The 17,536-nt window shown below is 70.8% G+C and carries 18 protein-coding genes; 8 read left to right on the forward strand and 10 right to left on the reverse strand.

Annotated elements, in window-relative coordinates; all coding sequences use genetic code 11:
* Window positions 1–4 precede the first annotated feature (4 nt).
* From AC1VNX_RS01670 to AC1VNX_RS01685, 4 genes are read left to right on the forward strand one after another with little or no spacing between them, the layout of a single operon-like run.
* Window positions 5–1,108, forward strand: a complete 1,104-nt coding sequence (locus AC1VNX_RS01670; protein ID WP_483155190.1) for an NAD(P)/FAD-dependent oxidoreductase — start codon at window positions 5–7, stop codon at window positions 1,106–1,108.
* Window positions 1,105–1,356 (forward strand): (2Fe-2S)-binding protein, encoded by a 252-nt coding sequence (locus AC1VNX_RS01675; protein WP_483155191.1) that lies wholly within the window; start codon window positions 1,105–1,107, stop codon window positions 1,354–1,356. The genes AC1VNX_RS01670 and AC1VNX_RS01675 overlap by 4 nt, the downstream gene beginning before the upstream one ends.
* Window positions 1,353–2,648 carry an FAD-dependent oxidoreductase gene (locus tag AC1VNX_RS01680; protein ID WP_483155192.1) on the forward strand — a complete coding sequence of 432 codons (1,296 nt, stop codon included), beginning with the start codon at window positions 1,353–1,355 and terminating at the stop codon, window positions 2,646–2,648. Before AC1VNX_RS01675 ends, AC1VNX_RS01680 begins: the two co-directional genes overlap by 4 nt.
* Before the next feature lie 26 nt (window positions 2,649–2,674).
* A complete protein-coding gene (locus AC1VNX_RS01685) occupies window positions 2,675–3,349 on the forward strand; it encodes a GntR family transcriptional regulator (RefSeq protein ID WP_483155193.1) in 675 nt (224 codons plus the stop codon).
* A 69-nt stretch (window positions 3,350–3,418) separates the two neighbouring features.
* On the opposite strand, the gene AC1VNX_RS01690 is transcribed toward AC1VNX_RS01685, so the two are convergent.
* Entirely contained in the window at window positions 3,419–4,312 is an 894-nt protein-coding gene (locus tag AC1VNX_RS01690) for an EamA family transporter (RefSeq protein WP_483155194.1), read from the reverse strand.
* Window positions 4,313–4,400: 88 nt separating this feature from the next.
* Here AC1VNX_RS01690 and AC1VNX_RS01695 point away from each other — a divergent pair, with 88 nt between their 5' ends.
* Window positions 4,401–5,288, forward strand: a complete 888-nt coding sequence (locus AC1VNX_RS01695) for a LysR family transcriptional regulator (RefSeq protein ID WP_483155195.1) — start codon at window positions 4,401–4,403, stop codon at window positions 5,286–5,288.
* On the opposite strand, the gene AC1VNX_RS01700 is transcribed toward AC1VNX_RS01695, so the two are convergent.
* The 4 genes from AC1VNX_RS01700 to AC1VNX_RS01715 all read right to left on the reverse strand — a co-directional run bounded on the left by AC1VNX_RS01700 (window position 5,225) and on the right by AC1VNX_RS01715 (window position 8,155).
* Entirely contained in the window at window positions 5,225–6,460 is a 1,236-nt protein-coding gene (locus AC1VNX_RS01700; protein WP_483155196.1) for an acyltransferase family protein, read from the reverse strand. The genes AC1VNX_RS01695 and AC1VNX_RS01700 overlap by 64 nt on opposite strands.
* 33 nt (window positions 6,461–6,493) lie before the next feature.
* The gene (locus AC1VNX_RS01705; RefSeq protein ID WP_483155197.1) at window positions 6,494–7,528 is read right to left on the reverse strand and encodes a MerR family transcriptional regulator; all 1,035 of its coding nucleotides are present in this window, start codon (window positions 7,526–7,528) and stop codon (window positions 6,494–6,496) included.
* 21 nt (window positions 7,529–7,549) lie between these two features.
* Window positions 7,550–7,879 (reverse strand): hypothetical protein, encoded by a 330-nt coding sequence (locus AC1VNX_RS01710; protein ID WP_483155198.1) that lies wholly within the window; start codon window positions 7,877–7,879, stop codon window positions 7,550–7,552.
* A gap of 105 nt (window positions 7,880–7,984) precedes the next feature.
* On the reverse strand, window positions 7,985–8,155 hold the full coding sequence (locus tag AC1VNX_RS01715) for a hypothetical protein (RefSeq protein WP_164546861.1): 171 nt from the start codon (window positions 8,153–8,155) through the stop codon (window positions 7,985–7,987).
* 60 nt (window positions 8,156–8,215) lie between these two features.
* Here AC1VNX_RS01715 and AC1VNX_RS01720 point away from each other — a divergent pair, with 60 nt between their 5' ends.
* The gene (locus AC1VNX_RS01720; protein ID WP_483155199.1) at window positions 8,216–9,652 is read left to right on the forward strand and encodes an MATE family efflux transporter; all 1,437 of its coding nucleotides are present in this window, start codon (window positions 8,216–8,218) and stop codon (window positions 9,650–9,652) included.
* Here the strand turns inward: AC1VNX_RS01720 and dbpA are convergent.
* The 3 genes from dbpA to AC1VNX_RS01735 all read right to left on the reverse strand — a co-directional run bounded on the left by dbpA (window position 9,627) and on the right by AC1VNX_RS01735 (window position 13,032).
* Entirely contained in the window at window positions 9,627–11,060 is a 1,434-nt protein-coding gene (gene dbpA / locus AC1VNX_RS01725; RefSeq protein ID WP_483155200.1) for an ATP-dependent RNA helicase DbpA, read from the reverse strand. The two genes, AC1VNX_RS01720 and dbpA, sit on opposite strands and share 26 nt — an antisense overlap.
* A gap of 85 nt (window positions 11,061–11,145) precedes the next feature.
* Window positions 11,146–11,424, reverse strand: coding sequence for a translation initiation factor IF-1 (gene infA / locus AC1VNX_RS01730; RefSeq protein WP_126021009.1), 279 nt, complete (start codon window positions 11,422–11,424; stop codon window positions 11,146–11,148).
* A gap of 357 nt (window positions 11,425–11,781) precedes the next feature.
* Window positions 11,782–13,032 carry an MFS transporter gene (locus AC1VNX_RS01735; protein ID WP_483155201.1) on the reverse strand — a complete coding sequence of 417 codons (1,251 nt, stop codon included), beginning with the start codon at window positions 13,030–13,032 and terminating at the stop codon, window positions 11,782–11,784.
* 86 nt (window positions 13,033–13,118) lie between these two features.
* On the opposite strand from AC1VNX_RS01735, the gene pdxR reads away from it, so the two are divergent.
* A complete protein-coding gene (pdxR, locus tag AC1VNX_RS01740; protein ID WP_483155202.1) occupies window positions 13,119–14,579 on the forward strand; it encodes a MocR-like pyridoxine biosynthesis transcription factor PdxR in 1,461 nt (486 codons plus the stop codon).
* Here pdxR and AC1VNX_RS01745 read toward each other — a convergent pair whose 3' ends face one another.
* The gene (locus AC1VNX_RS01745) at window positions 14,580–15,062 is read right to left on the reverse strand and encodes an Lrp/AsnC family transcriptional regulator (RefSeq protein ID WP_483155203.1); all 483 of its coding nucleotides are present in this window, start codon (window positions 15,060–15,062) and stop codon (window positions 14,580–14,582) included.
* Between the two features lie 119 nt (window positions 15,063–15,181).
* Here AC1VNX_RS01745 and AC1VNX_RS01750 point away from each other — a divergent pair, with 119 nt between their 5' ends.
* Complete coding sequence (locus AC1VNX_RS01750; protein WP_483155204.1) at window positions 15,182–16,480, forward strand: aspartate aminotransferase family protein; 1,299 nt, start codon at window positions 15,182–15,184, stop codon at window positions 16,478–16,480.
* Here AC1VNX_RS01750 and AC1VNX_RS01755 read toward each other — a convergent pair.
* Window positions 16,477–17,532 carry a sugar phosphate isomerase/epimerase family protein gene (locus tag AC1VNX_RS01755; protein WP_483155205.1) on the reverse strand — a complete coding sequence of 352 codons (1,056 nt, stop codon included), beginning with the start codon at window positions 17,530–17,532 and terminating at the stop codon, window positions 16,477–16,479. The genes AC1VNX_RS01750 and AC1VNX_RS01755 overlap by 4 nt on opposite strands.
* Window positions 17,533–17,536 lie beyond the last annotated feature (4 nt).

The raw sequence follows: 17,536 nt of genomic DNA on the forward strand, positions 1-17,536 counted from the left end.
CGGAATGGACGCGGACGTCATCGTCATCGGCGCCGGCATCGTCGGCGCCGCGTGCGCGCATGCGCTCGCGAATGCCGGCGCGAAGGTGCTGGTGCTCGATGCCGGCATCGGCGGCGCCACCGGCGCGGGCATGGGCCACCTCGTGGTGATGGACGACAACCCGGCCGAACTCGCGCTCAGCCGTCATTCGATCGCGCAGTGGCGCGAGCTTGCGCCGCGTATGAACGAAGACTGCGCCTACAGCGCCTGCGGCACGCTCTGGATCGCCGCCAACGACGAGGAAATGGCCGAGGCCGAGCGCAAGCTGCAGCGGCTGCGCGCCGACGGCATCGACAGCCGCCTGCTCGATGCGCGCCAGCTCTCGGCCGCCGAGCCCGCGCTGCGCAAGGGCCTCGCCGGCGCGCTCGAAGTGCCGGGCGACGGCATCCTCTACGCGCCCAACGCGGCTCGCTGGCTGCTCGCGCAGCACGCGACATCGATCCGCGTCGAGCAGGCGAAGGTCGACGCCATCGAGGAAGACGGTACGCTGCGCCTGGCCGGCGGCAGCCGCCGCGCCGCGCCGCAGGTCGTGCTGGCCAACGGCATCCAGGCGACGACGCTGTGCCCCGAGCTGCCGATACGCCCGAAGAAGGGACACCTGCTCATCACCGACCGCTATCCGGGCACGGTGCACCACCAGCTCGTCGAACTCGGCTACGTGACCAGCGCGCACCACAGCGAGGGCGAATCGGTCGCCTTCAACGTGCAGCCGCGTCCCACGGGGCAGCTGCTGATCGGCTCCTCGCGCCAGTTCGACACCACGGACGCGGCGGTCGAGGCGCCGATGCTCGCGCGCATGCTCCAGCGCGCGCTCGACTACCTGCCGGGGCTCGCGAACCTCAACGCCCTGCGCTCGTGGACCGGCATGCGCGCGGCCTCGCCCGACGGCCTGCCGCTGCTGGGCAAGCACCCGTGGCGCGAAAAGCTCTGGCTCGCCGTCGGCCACGAAGGCCTGGGCGTGACCACCGCGCCCGGCAGCGCGCATCTGCTCGCCGCGCTGATGACCGGCACGACGCCCGGCTTCGATGCAGCGCCTTATGCGCCGCGCGGCCTGCGGGAGGCGGCATGAACAACGGCCACACCCTGCTGAACATCGACGGACGCCTCGTCCGCGTGAAGGCCGGCAGCTCGGTTGCCGCCGCGCTGCGCGTGGCTGGCGGCACGGGCATCGCACGCACTTCCGTCAGCGGCCAGCCCCGCGCGCCCTTCTGCGGCATGGGCGTGTGCCAGGAATGCCGCGTGCTCATCGACGGGCGGCGCAGGCTGGCCTGCCAGACGGTGTGCGCCGAGGGCATGCGCGTGGAGACATCGGAATGAACGGCGTCGCGCTGGAGCGCTGCGACGTGCTCGTCATCGGCGCCGGCCCCGCCGGCATGGCGGCGGCGGTGGCGGCCGCACCGAGCGGCGCATCGATCGTCGTGATCGACGACAACCCCGCGCCGGGCGGACAGATCTGGCGCGACGGCCCCGGTGCCTCGCTGCCGCCCGCAGCGCGCAAGTGGCGCGACGCGCTCGACGGCCGCGCCAACATCCGCGTGCGCAGCGGTACGCGCGTGGTCGCCGCGCCCGAGCCCGGCGAGCTGCTGCTCGAAGACGCCGAAGGCGCCGTGCGCATGCGATGGGGCAAGCTGATCCTCTGCACCGGCGCACGCGAACTGCTGCTGCCCTTTCCCGGCTGGACGCTGCCCGGCGTGACCGGTGCGGGCGGGCTGCAGGCACTCATCAAGGCCGGCCTGCCTGTCGAGGGCGAGCGCATCGTCATCGCGGGCAGCGGACCGCTGCTGCTTGCCGCAGCCGCCACCGCGCGCGCGGCAGGAGCGAAGGTGTTGCGCATCGCCGAGCAGGCTTCGTTCGCTTCGGTCGCGCGCTTCGGCGCCAGCCTTGCGCGCTGGCCCGGCAAGGCGGCGCAGGCCGTCACGCTGGCAGACCCTTGCTATCGCACCTCGTCGCGGGTCGTCTCGGCGGGAGGCGCCGCGAAGGTCGAATCGGTGCGCCTGCGCCAGGGCAACGGCAAGGAAGTGGAGATCGCCTGCGACCGCATCGCCTGCGGCTTCGGCCTCGTGCCCAACACGCAGCTCGGCCGCATGCTCGGCTGCGAGCTGGCTTCGGACGGCTTCAGCGCGCGGGGCCTGCAGGTCGATGCGCGGCAGGCCACCAGCGTGCCCGGCATCTTCGCGGCGGGCGAATGTACCGGCTTCGGCGGCAGCGAACGCGCGCTGGCGCAGGGCACCATCGCCGGCCATGCGGCGGTCGGGAACGAGCGCGCCGCTGCCGCGCACGAGGGCGAACGCGTCCGCTGGGACGGCTTCGCCGCGCAGTTGCACCGCAGCTTCGCGCTGTCGCCCGCCCTCAAGGCCCTGCCGCAAGCCGACACGCTCGTGTGCCGCTGCGAGGACGTGCCCTTCTCGGCCCTGAAAGACTGCAACGGCTGGACCGACGCCAAGCTGCACCGCCGCTGCGGCATGGGCGCCTGCCAGGGGCGCGTGTGCGGCGACGCCGCGCAGCTCCTCTTCGGATGGACGCCGCCCGCGCCGCGCCCGCCGCTCTCGCCGGTGCGCATCGCGACGCTCGCTGGCCTCGCGAGCGAAGGCGCGGACGCCCGACAATGACGCCGCCGCATCCGCAGAACAAGACCATGGCCTCCCCGAAGAACACCGTCGCACCCCGTCCCCAGCCCAAGCGCCGCGCCGCCGACGAGGCCTACGACGCCATCGAGACGCTGCTGTCCACGATGCAGCTGCAGCCCGGCAGCCAGATCGTCGAGGCCGAACTCGCCGAGCGCACCGGGCTGGGCCGCACGCCGGTGCGCGAGGCGCTGATGCGCATGGTGTCCATCGGCCTCATCGTGCAGCAGCCGCGGCGCGGGCTGCTGGTGTCGACCATCGACCTGGCCGACCACCTCGACGTGATCCAGACGCGGCGCGTGCTCGAACTGCTGATCGCCGCCTGCTCGGCGCGCCGCGCCACCGCGCAGCAGCGCAAGGAGATCGTGCGCTGCGCCGAGATGATGGTCGAGGCCGCGGGCCGTGGCGACCTCAACGACTACATGCAGGCCGACCGCGCGCTGGACCTCGTCAACCACCAGGCGAGCCACAACTATTCGGCGGTGCGAGCGGTGATCCCGCCCATCGTGCAGTGTCGGCGCTTCTGGTACGCCTACCAGCACGAGGGCGAGATCGTCGAGGGCGCGAACGCGCACCTGCAGCTGGCGCGAGGCATCGCGACCGGCGACGAGGCGGCCGCCACAGCGGGTGCCAACCGGCTGATGGACTACCTGGAAGTCTTCGCGCGCAAGATCATCGACAACTAGGCCGAGGGCTCCGGTCGCTGCGTCGGCACCTCGGGCAATTTCGCGAGCCGCGGGCCGCAGCCTGGCCGCTCAGCGCGCGCCCGCCGCAGCGGCGCGCACCGTTGTCGGCTGCGCACCGCGCTGCGCGCGCTGGCTCAGCCAGATGCTCGCGATCACGATGAAGATGCCCAGCACCTGCCACGTCGAGAGCGCCTGGCCGAGCAGCGCCCAGCCGAGGATCACGGCCATTACCGGGCTCAGGAAGGCCAGCGGTGCGATGGTCGAGGGCTCCAGCCGCGCCACGCCGCGGAACCACACGATGTAGGTCAGCGCGGCGCCCACGAGGCCGAGCCAGCCGAAGCCGATCCAGTTGTGCAGCGTGAGCGTGGGCAGCGGCGGCTCCAGCAGCAGCACCACCGGCAACAGCAGCAGGCCGCCCGCGGTGAGCTGCCACGCGGTGAAGGTCAGCGCCGACACTGGCGGCTGCCAGCGCCGGCTCAGCACCGTGCCGAAGGCCATCGATACGGCGGCGGCGATGGCGGCCGCGATGCCGAGCGCATCGAGCGCCGCGTTCGGCGTCAGCACCAGCAGCGCCACCCCGCCGATGCCGACCACCGCCGCCACCACCGACAGCGCGCGCACCTGCGAACCGAGGAAGAAGCTGGCCAGGAACACCACCATCAGCGGCTGCACCGAGGTGATCGTGGCCGCCACCCCGCCCGGCAGCCGGTAGGCCGCGAGGAACAGCATGGCCCACAGCACCGAGAAGTTCAGCGCGCCCAGCACGAAGATGCGTCCCCACCACGCCCGCTCGGGCAGCTGCCGCACGATCGCGAGCAGCAGCAGGCCCGCCGGCAGCGCACGCAGCAGCGCCACCGTCAGCGGGTAGTTCGCCGGCAGCAGCTCGGTGGTGACGATGTAGGTGCTGCCCCAGATGGCGGGCGCCGTGGCGGTGAGAAGGATGTCGGTGGTGCGGCTGGTCATGCCTCGAATCTAGTGAGTTGACCCATGGTTGTGAATGCTCGAATAATGAATTGATTCTTTACTGATAGTTGTCAATAAGGCCGGACCCATGGACCATCTCACCGCCCTGCGGGTCTTCCGCACCGCCGCAGCCACCGGCAGCTTCGCCGGCGCGGCGCGGCAGATGGGCCTTTCGGCCGCGGCCGTCAGCAAGAACATCGCGGAACTGGAGGCGCACCTGAAGGTGCGGCTCATCAACCGCACCACCCGGCAGATGAGCCTGACCGAGGCCGGCGCGGCGTACCACGAGCGGCTGTCGCGCATCCTCGACGAGCTCGCCGAGGCCGACGCCGCGCTGGCGCCCATGGGCAGCAGTCCCGGCGGCGTGCTGCGCGTGAGCGCGCCGCTGACCTTCGCGCTCACGCAGCTGTCGCCGGCCGTTCCCGAGTTCATGGCCCGCCATCCGAACCTGCGGCTGGAGCTGAACCTGCAGGACGCCCGCGTCGACATCATCGGCGAGGGCTACGACCTCGCCATCCGCGGCAGCGACCGGCTGGAGGATTCGAGCCTCGTCGCGCGCGAGCTCATGACCATGGACCACGTGCTGTGCGGCGCTCCGGCCTACTTCGCCGCCTTTGGCCGGCCCCAGCAGCCCGGCGAACTCAAGAACCACGAGTGCGTGCAGTTCACGCTCTCGGGCCACGCCAACAAATGGACCTTCGCGCGCGCCGGCCGCAGCGTGGCGGTGCCCATCGACGGGCGCTACAAGGTCAGCTCCAGCATCGCCGTGCGCGACGCGCTGCTCGCTGGCTTCGGCCTGAGCCTTGTCCCGCGCATCTACGTCGAAACCGAGCTGGCCTCGGGCCGGCTGGAGGCGGTGCTCGAAGACTGGGAGGCCGACCGCACGCCGATCTACGCCGTGTACCCCTCGCGTCACCTTGCGGCGAAGACCCGCGCCTTCGTCGACTTCCTGGTCGAGCGGCTCTCGGGGCGCTGACCGTTCAGCAGCCTGCCGACGGGCGTGCGGCGCACCAGCAGCTGGTAGCTCGCAAGCGCCGCCAGCGAGGTGGCCGCGATGTTCAGCCCCATCTTCGCGAGCGCGCCCAGCGGCGCGTTGAACAGAAGGATGCCGAAGCCGACGGTGCCCAGCATGTGCACCAGGTACACCCAGTAGGAGCTTTGCGACAGGTAGGCCAGCACCGCGTTCTGGCGCGGCAGGTAGCGCACGAAGCCGCAGATCAGCGCCATGCTCCAGAGCCACGCGGTCGCGTTGTAGGCGAAGGCGGTCCAGAACTCGGGGTGCGGCACACGATGCAGGCTGCCGCCGCGCGAGGCGCCCAGCAGCAGCACGGTTGCAACAAGGAAGGCAAGGCCGGCCGCCGCGTAGCCCTTGCACCGCGCCGTGAACTGAGCCAGCAGCCGCTCCTGTTGGCCATGCAGGTACCAGCCGGCCACGAAGAAGAGGCCGCTCTGCATCCATTCGGCCAATGGCGGCAGGAACGAGCCGCTTTCCATGGCCATGCCCGACGGATAGAGCATGCCGATGAAGGCCAGCGGCAGCGCCAGCACCGCGAAACCCCAGCGCCGCGCCATCAGTTCGGTGAAGCCGGAGGCCACCGCCTCGCGCAGCCGCGCGGGCACGAAGCGCTGAACCCGCATGCCGGCCCACGCCAGCACGCTGAGCCAGAACAGCTGGTACAGGAACCACAGGTGCATGGTGTTGAAGGGCGAGCCGCTGGCCTGCCGCGCGGGTGCCAGCGCGACGTCGATGCCCGGCACGCCGCGCACCGTCAGGTGGATGTAGACCATCGCCAGCACCGTGGTCGCCACGAACAGCGGCGGCCAGAAGATCGCGAAGGGCAGCGCGAGCCGCAGGCCGCGGTTCCTCAGCATGCCGTCGGCCCCGCGCCGCGCGGCCAGCAGCGCCACGAAGAAGCCGGCCAGCACGAAGAACACCGGCATGCGGAAGCTGTGGATGAAGAGCAGCAGCAGGTCGGCGACCGGCGATGTCTTCGGGTCGCGCCAGGGCAGCGGCGAATCGACGGTGATGTGGTTGATCGCGACGTGCAGCACGATGCCGAGCCACATCATGAGGGCGCGGAGGTTGTCGAGTGCGTGCAGCCGCTGGACAGGCTGAAGGGGCTGGAGTGGTGTGTGTGCGTTGTTCATGCGGCCACTGTCGGACCTCACGCAACGTCAGGGTCAAGCGCCGCCGGCGGCTGGCGGAAGATTTTTCAGGCGCAGCGCGGCCATGGCGCGCATCAGGTATTCGCGCACCGCGGGCGTCGCCACGGCGGCGGCCTGCAGCACCGGCTCTGCCGCCATCGCCTGCATCAGCCGGGCGGCGATGCCGGGGTCGTGGTCGGTGAAGGCGTCGAACAGGCGCGCCCATTCGCGCGCGATGGCCTGCACGGCATCGTCCTCGGGCGGAACGCCGCGAGTCTGCAAGGCGGCGAGCTCGGCCGCCAGTTGCCGCCACTCGTCCTCGGGCGGCGGCCCCAGCCGGGCCATGTCGTCGGTGCTCATGTGGCGCAGCAGCGCGGCCATGCGGATGCCGATGGCCACGCCGATGTACTCGATCACCTCGGTGGACGGCCCGCCGTCGCGGCGCGCCACGGGCTCGCGGCGGTACATCTCGCTCCAGCGCTCGACCAGCTCGAGGCTGCCGTCCATCCACTGGCCCAGCAGCGTCATCCAGCGCGCGGCCAGCGGCTGCACCTCGGGCGCATCGGCCGGCACGCCGCGCGCCATCAGCGCTGCCACATCGGCCAGCAGCGGCGGCCAACGGTCGGCCACCGTCTTCCAGTTGGCCATGAGCGACCTGATCTCGGCGGGGCTGAAGTAGCGGCCGTAGGCGGTCATCTGTTCCAGCGTGGCGAGCCAGTCCTTCAGGTCGGGCTGGGCGCCGTCGGCCAGGCGCTGTTCGAGCAGGCCGAGGCGTTCGCGCAGGGCTGTGGCCTGTGCGATCTGCTGGTCGAGCGCGGCCATCTGGCGCTGGAGGATGGCGGGCAGTGCGCCGTTCTCGCCTCCCAGCAGCTCGCCGATCTCGGCCAGCGGCAGGCCCAGTAGCCGCAATGCCTGGATGGCGTGGAGGCGGGCGATGTCGGCCGCGTTGTAGAGCCGGTAGCCGGCCTCGGAGCGCGCCGAGGGGGCCAGCAGGCCGATGGCGTCGTAGTGGTGCAGCGTGCGCACCGTGAGGCCGGTGTGCCTGGCGAGTTCTCCGACCTTGAGCAGCACGGGTTGTCGCTCCTGCGGGGCTCAGCCGGCTTCGGGCTCCGGCTCGGGCAGTTCGGGGTCTTCCCAGCCCAGCAGCTCGGCCAGCCGCCGCACGACCCAGGTGGCTTCGGCCGCCGACACGCCCGATTCGCGCGCCATCAGCCCGGCGTGGATGCGCCGCAGGATCTCGCTTTCGACCGGCACCTCGGTGTGGTGCTGGATCTGCGCGTGGCCCACGAGGTGGCTGGCGAGGTCTTCGCAGATCTCGTAGCGCTCGCGCACCACGCCGATCGGCTCGCTCAGGCGCTGGCGCGCGTCGGTGTAGACCGAGAAAAACGAGGGCGGGATGAGGATCTGGTTGTCGTCGGACATCGCTGCCTGAGTTGCTGCCTGAGCCGCTGTCTTATAGCCGCCCCAACGACAAAACGCGCCCTCGGGCGCGTTCGTCGTGGCTCCGGTGAGCCATCGGGGGCCGGATCAGCCGCCCTTCTTGGCGCGCTTGCCGGGGTTCTTCTTGCTGCGCGTTGCGGTGCCGCGTTCGAGGCTGACCTTCTGGCCGCCACCGGAGCGCGGCACGGTGTAGCCGGGCAGCGGCGTCGGCTTCGGGGTGGCAACGCGTTCGGCTTCGGTACGGAATGTCTTGGGCATGAAAAGCTCGGGTAAAAGTGAATGTTCGAACCTGCAATTAGGCCACATCGGGAATTTCACATGCCAATAACCGCAACGGCGGGTGGTGTCGGACGCGCGCGCTTCGTTTCAGGCTCGCTGATGCGCCACGTCTGCGTGATGGCTGGCACGGGCGCCATCGGGCTGATCGCGGTGTTCGCGGTCGACCTCATCAACCTGTTCTATATCTCGCTGCTCGGGGAGAAGGAGATCGCCGCGGCTGTCGGCTTCGCGGGCGTGGTGGGCTTCTTCCATGCGTCGCTGTGCATCGGGCTGACCATCGGCATCGCGGCGGTGGTGTCGCGCACCGTGGGCGCGGGGCGCGCCGAGGATGCGCGCCGCATCGCCACGTCGAGCCTCGTGCTGATGACGGCGCTGGCCGTGGTGGCGGGCACGGGCACCGCGTTCTTCCTGCACCCGGCGCTGCACGCGCTCGGCGCCCAGGGCGAGACGGCGCGGCTCGCGCACCGCTACCTCTCGGTGACGGTGCACACGCTGCCGCTGCTGGGCATCGGCATGGCGACGGCTGCGCTGCTGCGGTCCATAGGCGATGCGCGCCGCTCGATGACGGTGACGCTCGGTGGCGCCTTCGTGACGGCGGTGCTCGACCCGATCCTGATCTTCGGCTTCGGCCTGGGGCTCGATGGCGCGGCCATCAGCGCGGTGGTCTCGCGCATCGTGCTCGCGGCCATCGGCCTGCACGGCGTGATCGTGCGGCACCGCATGCTCGGGCGCTTCGAGCCGCACAAGCTCGCCGACGATGCGCGCGCGCTCGGCACGGTGGCGGCTCCGGCGGTGCTGACCAACCTGGCCACGCCGGTGGGCGCGGCCTTCGTCACGCATTCGGTCGCGCAGTTCGGGCCCTCGGCAGTGGCGGGCGCGGCCACCATCGACCGGCTCACGCCGGTGGCCTTCGGGCTGGTCTATGCGCTCAGCGGCGCGGTCGGGCCGATCCTCGCGCAGAACCTGGGCGCGGGGCAGTTCCGCCGCGTGCAGGAAGGACTGCGCGACAGCCTGCTCTTCATGGTGGTGTCGGTGGCCGTGGCGTGGCTGGTGCTGGCGCTCGGGCAGGGCGTGCTGATCCGCGCGTTCTCGGCCGACGGGCAGGCGGCGCAGCTGATCTCGCTCTTCTGCAGCTGGCTGGCCGCGAGCTTCTTTTTTGCGGGCGGGCTGTTCGTGGCGAACGCCTCGTTCAACAACCTCGGGCATCCGCTGCTGTCGACGGCGTTCAACTGGGGGCGCGCCACGCTGGGCACCATCCCGTTCGCCTGGTGGGGCTCGCACTACGGCGCGGCTGGCGTGCTGGTCGGGCAGGCAGTGGGCTCGTCGATCTTCGGGCTGCTGGCGGTGATCGTCGCGTTCCGGCTGGCCGCGAAGCTGGCGCGGCAGGAGGTACCGGCGGGCGCGGCCCCGGCGCTCGACGCGCCGGTGGCGCCGACCTCGCCGCAGGCAGCTACTGCTCCAGCAGCCGCACCTTGACCGACTTGCCCTTCACGCGGCCGGCCGACAGCTTGCGCACGGCCTCCGCTGCGATCGCGCGGTCCACCGCCACATAGGTCGAGAACTCGTTGACGTTGATCTTGCCGACCTGCTCCTTGGCATAGCCGCATTCGCCGGTCAGCGCGCCCAGCACGTCGCCGGCGCGGATTTTTTCCTTGCGCCCGCCCACGATCTGCAGCGTGGCCATCGGCGGCTGAAGCGGCGCGCCCTTGCCCGGCGTGAGCTCGGCCAACTGGTGCCATTCGGATTCGCGGCCCTGCAGCTGCTCGATCTTCCCGACGCTGCCCATCTCGTCCATGCTGGCTAGGTTCAGTGCCAGGCCTTCCGATGCGCCCTGCTGCCCAACGCGGCCGGTGCGGCCGACACGGTGAATGTGCACTTCGGCATCGGGCGTCACGTCGACGTTGATCACCGCTTCCAGATGCGCGATGTCCAGCCCGCGCGCCGCCACGTCGGTGGCCACCAGCACCGAGCAGCTGCGGTTGGCGAACTGCACCAGCACCTGGTCGCGCTCGCGCTGCTCCAGCTCGCCGAAGAGGGCCAATGCACTGAAGCCCTGGGCGCGCAGCACGTCGACGAGGTCGCGGCACTGCTGCTTGGTGTTGCAGAAGGCCAGCGTGCTCACGGGGCGGAAGTGATCGAGCAGCAGGCTCACGGCGTGCAGGCGCTCGTTGTCCGCCACCTCGTACCAGCGCTGGCGGATCTTGCTGCCTTCATGCTGGGACTGCACCGCGATCTGCTCGGGGCTCTTCATGAACTGCTGCGCCAGCTTGGCGATGCCCTCGGGGTAGGTGGCCGAGAACAGCAGCGTCTGGCGGGCCGAAGGGCACTGGCGCGCCACCTTCACGATGTCGTCGAAGAAGCCCATGTCGAGCATGCGGTCGGCTTCGTCGAGCACCAGGGTGTTGAGCGCTTCCAGGTCCAGGTTCTCGCGTTCGAGGTGGTCCATGATGCGCCCCGGCGTGCCCACCACGATGTGCGCGCCGTGCTCCAGGCTGGCCACCTGCCCGCGCAGCGCGACGCCGCCGCAGAGCGTGACCACCTTGATGTTCTCCTCGGCGCGCGCGAGGCGGCGGATTTCGGTCGTCACCTGGTCGGCCAGCTCGCGCGTCGGGCACAGCACCAGCGCCTGCACCGCGAAGCGGCGCGGGTTCAGGTTGGAAAGCAGTGCGAGGGCGAAGGCGGCGGTCTTGCCACTGCCGGTCTTGGCCTGGGCGATCAGGTCCTTGCCGAGCAGCGCCGGCGGCAGCGCGGCCGCCTGGATCGGCGTCATCTGCGTGTAGCCGAGCTGCGTGAGGTTGGCCAGCATCTGGGGCGAGAGCGCCAGCGCGGAGAAGCCGTTGTTGTTGTTGTCGCCGTTGCCGGCCGTGGAATCGGGGGTGGTCATGGTTCGATGGCCGGCGGGACGCACGAATGACAAAGGCCTTGCGGCACCCATGGCGGGCGTCGCAAGGCCTTCGGTCGGTGGCGTATCAGCGGCGGGGTGCGTTGTTGTTGCCGGAGCCGGAGTTCGTCGGCGGCGGGCCGCGGCGTTCCAGGTGGCGGAAGGTGATGCGGCCCTTGGTCAGGTCGTAGGGCGAGAGCTCGAGCGACACCTTGTCGCCGGCCAGGATGCGGATGTGGTGCTTGCGCATCTTGCCGCCGCTGTAGGCGATCAGCTGATGGCCGTTGTCCAGCGTGACGCGGTAGCGCGAGTCCGGCAGGACTTCGGTCACCGCGCCGTTCATTTCGATCAGTTCTTCCTTTGGCATCTGTGCTTACCTCTGAATCGTTCGTTCGATGTGTGTTGGAGATTGAATTGGTGTGATTGTTTCAGCCCGCGTACGGGAGCGCGAGACGGACGCGCGATTCGCTTCAACAGGAACGACGGCAGTGGTGGCCATCATGGGCGCCGGTCTGGCACTCCAACACACTGTGAATGCCGGCTTGCCGAGCGGGAGGCCGGAGAATCCGGGAGCAGCGCAGCTTGCAGGCGGGATTGACGAAATTCTTCGTCGTGGTATCGAAACGAACCCGACATTATAGCTTGCAGGGCATGACAGTTGCTTGTCTTAAAACAACGCCCAAAAGAAAAAAGCCCCGAAGGGCCGTTGTGCAAGCGCTATTTGCTATCGAAAGCATAGCTTCGCAGGAGTGGCGCCGGCCGCGCGCGCCCGGCGTGCGGCGCGCAGCAGCAGCATCAGGCCGGCGAACTGGCAGGCCGCGCCCACCCAGCCCACCGTGCCGACGCCGAACAGCTCGATCGCCACTCCGCCCAGCCCCGAACCCGCCGCGATGCCCAGGTAGATCGCTGAGGCGTTGAGCGACAGCGTCATCGGCGCGCGCTCCGGCGCCAGCCGGATCAGCCGCACCGCCTGCGCCGGCCCGAAGCCCCAGCCCGCAAAGCCCCAGAGCGCCGACAGCCCCACGATCGCCGGCAGCGCCAGCCCGTGCGGCAGCATCTGCGCCGCGAACGACAGCCCGCCCAGGATCAGCACCAGCATCAGCGCGAAACCCTGCGCCATGCGGTCGGCGCCGAAGCGGTCGGTGGCCCAGCCGCCTGCCGCGGTGCCGATGGCCGCCGCCACGCCGATGGCGAAGAACACCGCGCCCGCGCCCTCGGCGCCGAAGCCCAGCGTGTGCGACAGGAACAGCGCGATGTAGGTGTAGAAGCTGAAGCCGCCCGTGGCCCACAGCAGGCTGACCAGCAGCCCCGGCAGCACGCCCGGTTCGCGGGCCACGGCGAAGGCCGGTGCCTGCTTTTCCGCGACAGGCGCCTGCGCCAGCTCGCGCGGCAGCCCCAGCGCGAGGCCCCAGGTGGCGAGCGCCGCCACCGCAGCGATCAGCAGGTAGGCCGTGCGCCAGCCGCCCCAGCCCGCGATCCACGCGCCCAGCGGCACGCCGAGCGCCACCGCCACGGTGCCGCCGCCGGTCACGATGGCCAGCGCCCGGCCGCGCAGCGCGGGCGACACCATCACCGCCGCCACCGCGCTTGCCGTCGGCAAAAACACGCCGGCCACCAGCCCCAGCGCGACGCGCGCCAGCGCCAGCTGCATGAAGCCGTGCGCCATCGAGGCCGCCAGCGTCAGCCCCGAAAAGGCCGCGAGGCTCGCCACCAGCAGTCGCCGGCGTCCGAAGCGCGCCAGCAGCGCCGCCATCAGCGGCGAGCCGATCGCATAGCTCAGCGCGAACAGCAGCACCAGCTGCCCTGCGCGCGCGGCGCTGATCCGCAGGTCGGCCGCCAGCACCGGCAGCAGCCCCGCGACCATGAAGCTCTCGGTGCCGATGGCGAAGGCGCCCAGCGCGAGCCAGCCAAGGCTCAGCGGCAGGCGCTCGGCCGGTTGCGGTGCGCAGGAGGGGGAAAGAGCCGTGTTGTTCATGAGGAATGACTCCGTGGCAGTGTGTTCAGTGCCTCCAGAATAGATTTGCAAGTGGCTCTTCAAAAGAACCACAATCGGCAAAGTTCATGGAGCCACTTTTCGAACTCGCCATCCGCCTGCCGGCCGCCGGCTCGCGCGACCTGCTGCGCGAACTGCACCGCCAGCTGCGCGGTGCCATCCTCGATGGCCGGCTGCAGCCCGGCGCGCGCCTGCCCGCCACGCGCGCGCTGGCGCAGCGGCTGGGCGTGTCGCGCAACACCATGCTGGCGGCCTACGACCTGCTGCTGGGCGAGGGCTACCTGCTCGCGCGCCCGGGCGCCGGCACCTACGTGGCCGACACGCTCCCCGCATCCCGCCGGGGCCGCGCGACCAGAAAGGCACCTGCCGCCGGTCGCGACCTTCGCCTGGTGCCCGCCAGCGTCCCCGGCGCCGACCTCGCCCCCACCCTGCAGCCGCAGCCCGCGCGCGACGACTTCCGCGTCGGCCTGCCCGACGTGAGCCTCTTCCCCTTCGACATCTGGCGCCGCCTGAGCGACCGTGCCCTGCGCCGCATTGCGCGCCAGACGGCCGACTACGCCGACCCGCAGGGCCAGGCCGCGCTGCGCGAAGCCATCGCCGGGCATGTGTCGTTCACCCGCGCGGTGGGCTGCACGGCGGACGACATCGTGGTCACGGCAGGCGCCCAGCAGGCCTTCGGGCTGCTCGCGCGCATCCTGGTGGTGCCAGGGCGCACGGTGGTCGCGGTCGAGCAGCTTTTCTACCCCTCGCTGCGCGAGGCCATGCTGGCGGCCGGCGCGCGGGTGGTGACGGTGCCAACCGACGCCGAGGGCCTTTGCGTGGAGCGCATCCCGCCCGAGGCGCGCGTGATCTGCGTCACGCCCTCGCACCAGTTCCCCACCGGCGTCGCGATGTCGCCGCAGCGCCGCGCCGCGCTGCTGGCCTTCGCGCGGGAGCGCAACGCGGTGATCGTCGAGGACGACTACGACAGCGAATTCCGTTTCGCTGGCCGCCCGCTCGATGCGCTGCAGACGCTGGACCGCGCCGAGTCGGTCTTCTACGTCGGCACTTTTTCCAAGAGCCTGTTCCCCGCGCTGCGGCTGGGCTTCGTGGTCGCGCCGCCCTGGGCCCGCGCGGCGCTGGTGCGTTCGCGCGAACTGGCCGACTGGCATGGCCCGGTGCTCGGCCAGGAGGCGCTGGCCGCGTTCATCGCCGAGGGACATCTCGCGCGCCACATCCGCAAGATGCGCAAGCTCTACGGCGCGCGGCGCACCGCCCTGCTGGAGGCATTGGCGCGCCACGGCGCGGACCGGCTGGAGACGATTCCGTCGAGCGCCGGCCTGCACCTGTCGGCCTGGCTGCATGGCGACACGCGCGATTTCACCGTGGTCGAGCGCGCCGCGGCGGCCGGCATCACGCTGCCGCCGCTGTCGCGCTTCGCGCTCGATCCGCTGGCGCCCGACGCGCCCAATGGCCTGGCCTTCGGCTACGGCCTGATCGGCGAGGCGCGGATCGACGGCGCGATCCGGCGGCTGATCCAACTCCTGTAGCTACGCCCGGTCCAGCGGCAGCTGAGTGGTGAACTTGGTGGTCGACAGCACCACGTCGCTCGAATAGTTCTCCAGCGCCAGCGCGTCGCCAAGCTGCTCCTGCGCGAAGGCCTGGTACTCGGGCAGCGAGCGCGCGCAGATCACGAGCACGAAGTCGGTGTCGCCCGCCACGCAGTGGCACTGCAGCACCTGCGGCAGCGCGTGCACCTTGCGCTCGAAGGCCTGTATGGCCTCGCGCGTGGTGCTGCGCAGCGACACGCGCGAGATCACCAGAACCGGAAAGCCCACGCGCGCCGCGTCGAGGATCGCCACCTCCTCGCGGATCACGCCCGCGCGCCGCAGCCGCTGCACGCGCTTGAGGCAGGCCGAGGGCGACAGGTTCACCCGCTCGGCCAGCGTCTGGTTCTGCAGGCCCGCGTCGGCCTGCAGCTCGGCGAGGATGCTCTGGTCGATGCGATCGAGGTCGAGGGTGCCGGTCTTCATGGTGCCGCCAGTGTGGCGCAACGCCCGTGCAATCGGATGCGCTTTGGGGCCCGCACAACGACACCGGATTCTCCGGCCGCTGGCTACGCTGCCCGCATCCCAACGAAAAGGAGCATCCGATGGCAGAAGGCGTAACCTACGACCCCGCGGCGGCCCGGCACCTCGTGCGCTACGGCATGGGCCTGAGCCCGCACGTGATCGTCAAGGCGCGCGGCGCCACGCTGTGGGACCAGCACGGCCGCGAGATCCTCGACTTCACCTCCGGCCAGATGTGCGCCACCATCGGCCACAACCATCCGCGCATCGTCGCGGCCATCGAGAAGGCCTGCGAGGGTGCGCTGCACCTCTACAGCGGCTTTGTCGGGCCGGCGGTGCCCGCGCTGGCCGGGCGGCTGGCGTCGATGCTGCCGCCGTCGCTGTCGAAGTCGCTTTTTCTTTCCACGGGCGGCGAGGCCAACGAGGCGGCGGTGCGCATGGCGCGGCTGGCCACCGGCCGCTACGAGATCGTGGGCCTCAACGGCGGCTGGCACGGCGTGACCGGCGGCATCGCCTCGCTCACCTTCGCCGGCCGTCATCACGTCGACTACGGGCCGCGCAAGCCCGGCACCATGTCCATTCCGGCGCCCAACTGCTACCGCTGCCCGGTGCGCCACTGCCGCGACGCCTGCGACACCACCTGCCTGGACGTCGGCTTCGACATGGTCGACGCGCAATCCGGCGGCTCGCTCGCCGCCTTCATCGCCGAGCCGGTGCTCAGCTCGGGCGGCGTGATCGTGCCGCCCGCGGGCTACTTCCCAAAGCTCAAGAACAAGTGCCGCGAGCGCGGCATGCTGCTGATCCTCGACGAGGCGCAGACCGCCTTCGGCCGCATGGGCGCCAACTTCGCCTTCGAACAGGCCGATGTGGTGCCCGACATCCTCACCGTGTCGAAGACGCTGGGCGGCGGCGTGGCCATCGGCGCGACCATCACCAGCGAGGCCATCGAGCAGGACTGCCACGACAAGGGCTTCGTGCACGTCACCTCGCACGTGTCCGACCCGCTGCCGGCCGAAGTCGCGCTGGCCGTGCTCGACGTGCTGGAAGAAGAGGACCTGAACCGCCGCGCGGCGGAAATGGGCAAGCGATTGAGCCAGGGCCTGGAGACGCTGAAGGCCCGCCACGAGGTGATCGGCGACGTGCGCGGCCACGGCCTGCTGCAGGGCGTCGAACTCGTGAAGGACCGCGAGACCCGCGAGCCCGACGCCGGGCGCGGCCGGGCCATCACCGACGCCTGCATGGAGCGCGGCCTGAGCATGAACATCGTGTCCGTCGGCGGCATGGCGGCGGTGTGGCGCATCGCACCGCCGCTGAACGTGAGCGAGGCCGAGCTCGATCGCGGGCTCGAAATACTCGACGACGCGATACGGTCTACGGCCTAGCCGATCCCCAGCATCCGCTTGTTCGCCGCCACGTCCACCCCGCCGGCGGCGAAGTCGTCGAAGGCGCGGTCGGCCACGCGGATGATGTGGTCGGCGATGAACTTCGCGCCCTCGCGCGCGCCGTCTTCCGGGTGCTTGATGCAGCACTCCCACTCCAGCACCGCCCAGCCCGGGAAGTCGTACTGCGCCATCTTCGAGAAGATGGCCTTGAAGTCGACCTGCCCGTCGCCCAGCGAGCGGAAGCGCCCTGCCCGATTGATCCAGCTCTGGAAGCCGCCGTACACGCCCTGCTTGCCGGTCGGATTGAACTCGGCATCCTTCACGTGGAAGATCTTGATGCGCTCGTGGTAGTGGTCGATGTAGGCCAGGTAGTCGAGCTGCTGCAGCATGAAGTGGCTCGGGTCGTACAGCAGGCAGGCGCGCGGGTGGTTGCCGACGCGCTCCAGGAACATCTCGTAGCTCACGCCATCGTGCAGGTCCTCGCCGGGATGGATTTCGTAGCCCACGTCCACGCCCGCGGCGTCGAAGGCGTCCAGGATGGGCCGCCAGCGGCGCGCGAGCTCGTCGAAGGCCTCCTCGATCAGGCCCGGCGGGCGCGGCGGCCAGGAGTAGAGGTACGGCCAGGCCAGCGCGCCCGAGAAGGTCGCGTGCGCCGTGAGCCCCAGGTTGGCCGAGGCGCGGGCCGCCAGGTGCAGTTGCTTGCCGGCCCACTGCTGGCGCCGCGCCGGGTCGCCGCGCACCTCGGGCGCCGCGAAGCCGTCGAAGCCCGCGTCGTAAGCCGGGTGCACCGCCACCAGCTGGCCCTGCAGGTGGGTCGAGAGTTCGGTGATCTGCAGGCCATGGCTGGCCAGCGTGCCCTTCACCTCCTCGCAGTAGGCCTTGCTTTCGGCGGCGCGCTGAAGGTCGAACAGGCGGGCGTCCCAGCTGGGAATCTGCACGCCCTTGTAGCCCAGGCCGGCGGCCCAGCCGGCGATGCCGTCGAGGGTGTTGAAGGGGGCGGTGTCTCCGGCGAACTGGGCCAGAAAGATGGCGGGGCCCTTGATCGTTTTCATCGGC

Source organism: Variovorax sp. TLI9-5A (assembly GCF_056867935.1).

What these genes read in the sequence shown, in the direction of transcription:
- AC1VNX_RS01690 (WP_483155194.1), bottom strand. Translation starts at nt 4,312, where the DNA reads ATGACCAGCCGCACCACCGACATCCTTCTCACCGCCACGGCGCCCGCC.
- AC1VNX_RS01745 (WP_483155203.1), bottom strand. Translation starts at nt 15,062, where the DNA reads ATGAAGACCGGCACCCTCGACCTCGATCGCATCGACCAGAGCATCCTC.
- pdxR (WP_483155202.1), top strand. Translation starts at nt 13,119, where the DNA reads ATGGAGCCACTTTTCGAACTCGCCATCCGCCTGCCGGCCGCCGGCTCG.
- AC1VNX_RS01715 (WP_164546861.1), bottom strand. Translation starts at nt 8,155, where the DNA reads ATGCCCAAGACATTCCGTACCGAAGCCGAACGCGTTGCCACCCCGAAG.
- dbpA (WP_483155200.1), bottom strand. Translation starts at nt 11,060, where the DNA reads ATGACCACCCCCGATTCCACGGCCGGCAACGGCGACAACAACAACAAC.
- AC1VNX_RS01670 (WP_483155190.1), top strand. Translation starts at nt 5, where the DNA reads ATGGACGCGGACGTCATCGTCATCGGCGCCGGCATCGTCGGCGCCGCG.
- infA (WP_126021009.1), bottom strand. Translation starts at nt 11,424, where the DNA reads ATGCCAAAGGAAGAACTGATCGAAATGAACGGCGCGGTGACCGAAGTC.
- AC1VNX_RS01695 (WP_483155195.1), top strand. Translation starts at nt 4,401, where the DNA reads ATGGACCATCTCACCGCCCTGCGGGTCTTCCGCACCGCCGCAGCCACC.
- AC1VNX_RS01755 (WP_483155205.1), bottom strand. Translation starts at nt 17,532, where the DNA reads ATGAAAACGATCAAGGGCCCCGCCATCTTTCTGGCCCAGTTCGCCGGA.
- AC1VNX_RS01685 (WP_483155193.1), top strand. Translation starts at nt 2,675, where the DNA reads ATGGCCTCCCCGAAGAACACCGTCGCACCCCGTCCCCAGCCCAAGCGC.
- AC1VNX_RS01720 (WP_483155199.1), top strand. Translation starts at nt 8,216, where the DNA reads ATGCCAATAACCGCAACGGCGGGTGGTGTCGGACGCGCGCGCTTCGTT.
- AC1VNX_RS01710 (WP_483155198.1), bottom strand. Translation starts at nt 7,879, where the DNA reads ATGTCCGACGACAACCAGATCCTCATCCCGCCCTCGTTTTTCTCGGTC.
- AC1VNX_RS01735 (WP_483155201.1), bottom strand. Translation starts at nt 13,032, where the DNA reads ATGAACAACACGGCTCTTTCCCCCTCCTGCGCACCGCAACCGGCCGAG.
- AC1VNX_RS01750 (WP_483155204.1), top strand. Translation starts at nt 15,182, where the DNA reads ATGGCAGAAGGCGTAACCTACGACCCCGCGGCGGCCCGGCACCTCGTG.
- AC1VNX_RS01680 (WP_483155192.1), top strand. Translation starts at nt 1,353, where the DNA reads ATGAACGGCGTCGCGCTGGAGCGCTGCGACGTGCTCGTCATCGGCGCC.
- AC1VNX_RS01675 (WP_483155191.1), top strand. Translation starts at nt 1,105, where the DNA reads ATGAACAACGGCCACACCCTGCTGAACATCGACGGACGCCTCGTCCGC.
- AC1VNX_RS01700 (WP_483155196.1), bottom strand. Translation starts at nt 6,460, where the DNA reads ATGAACAACGCACACACACCACTCCAGCCCCTTCAGCCTGTCCAGCGG.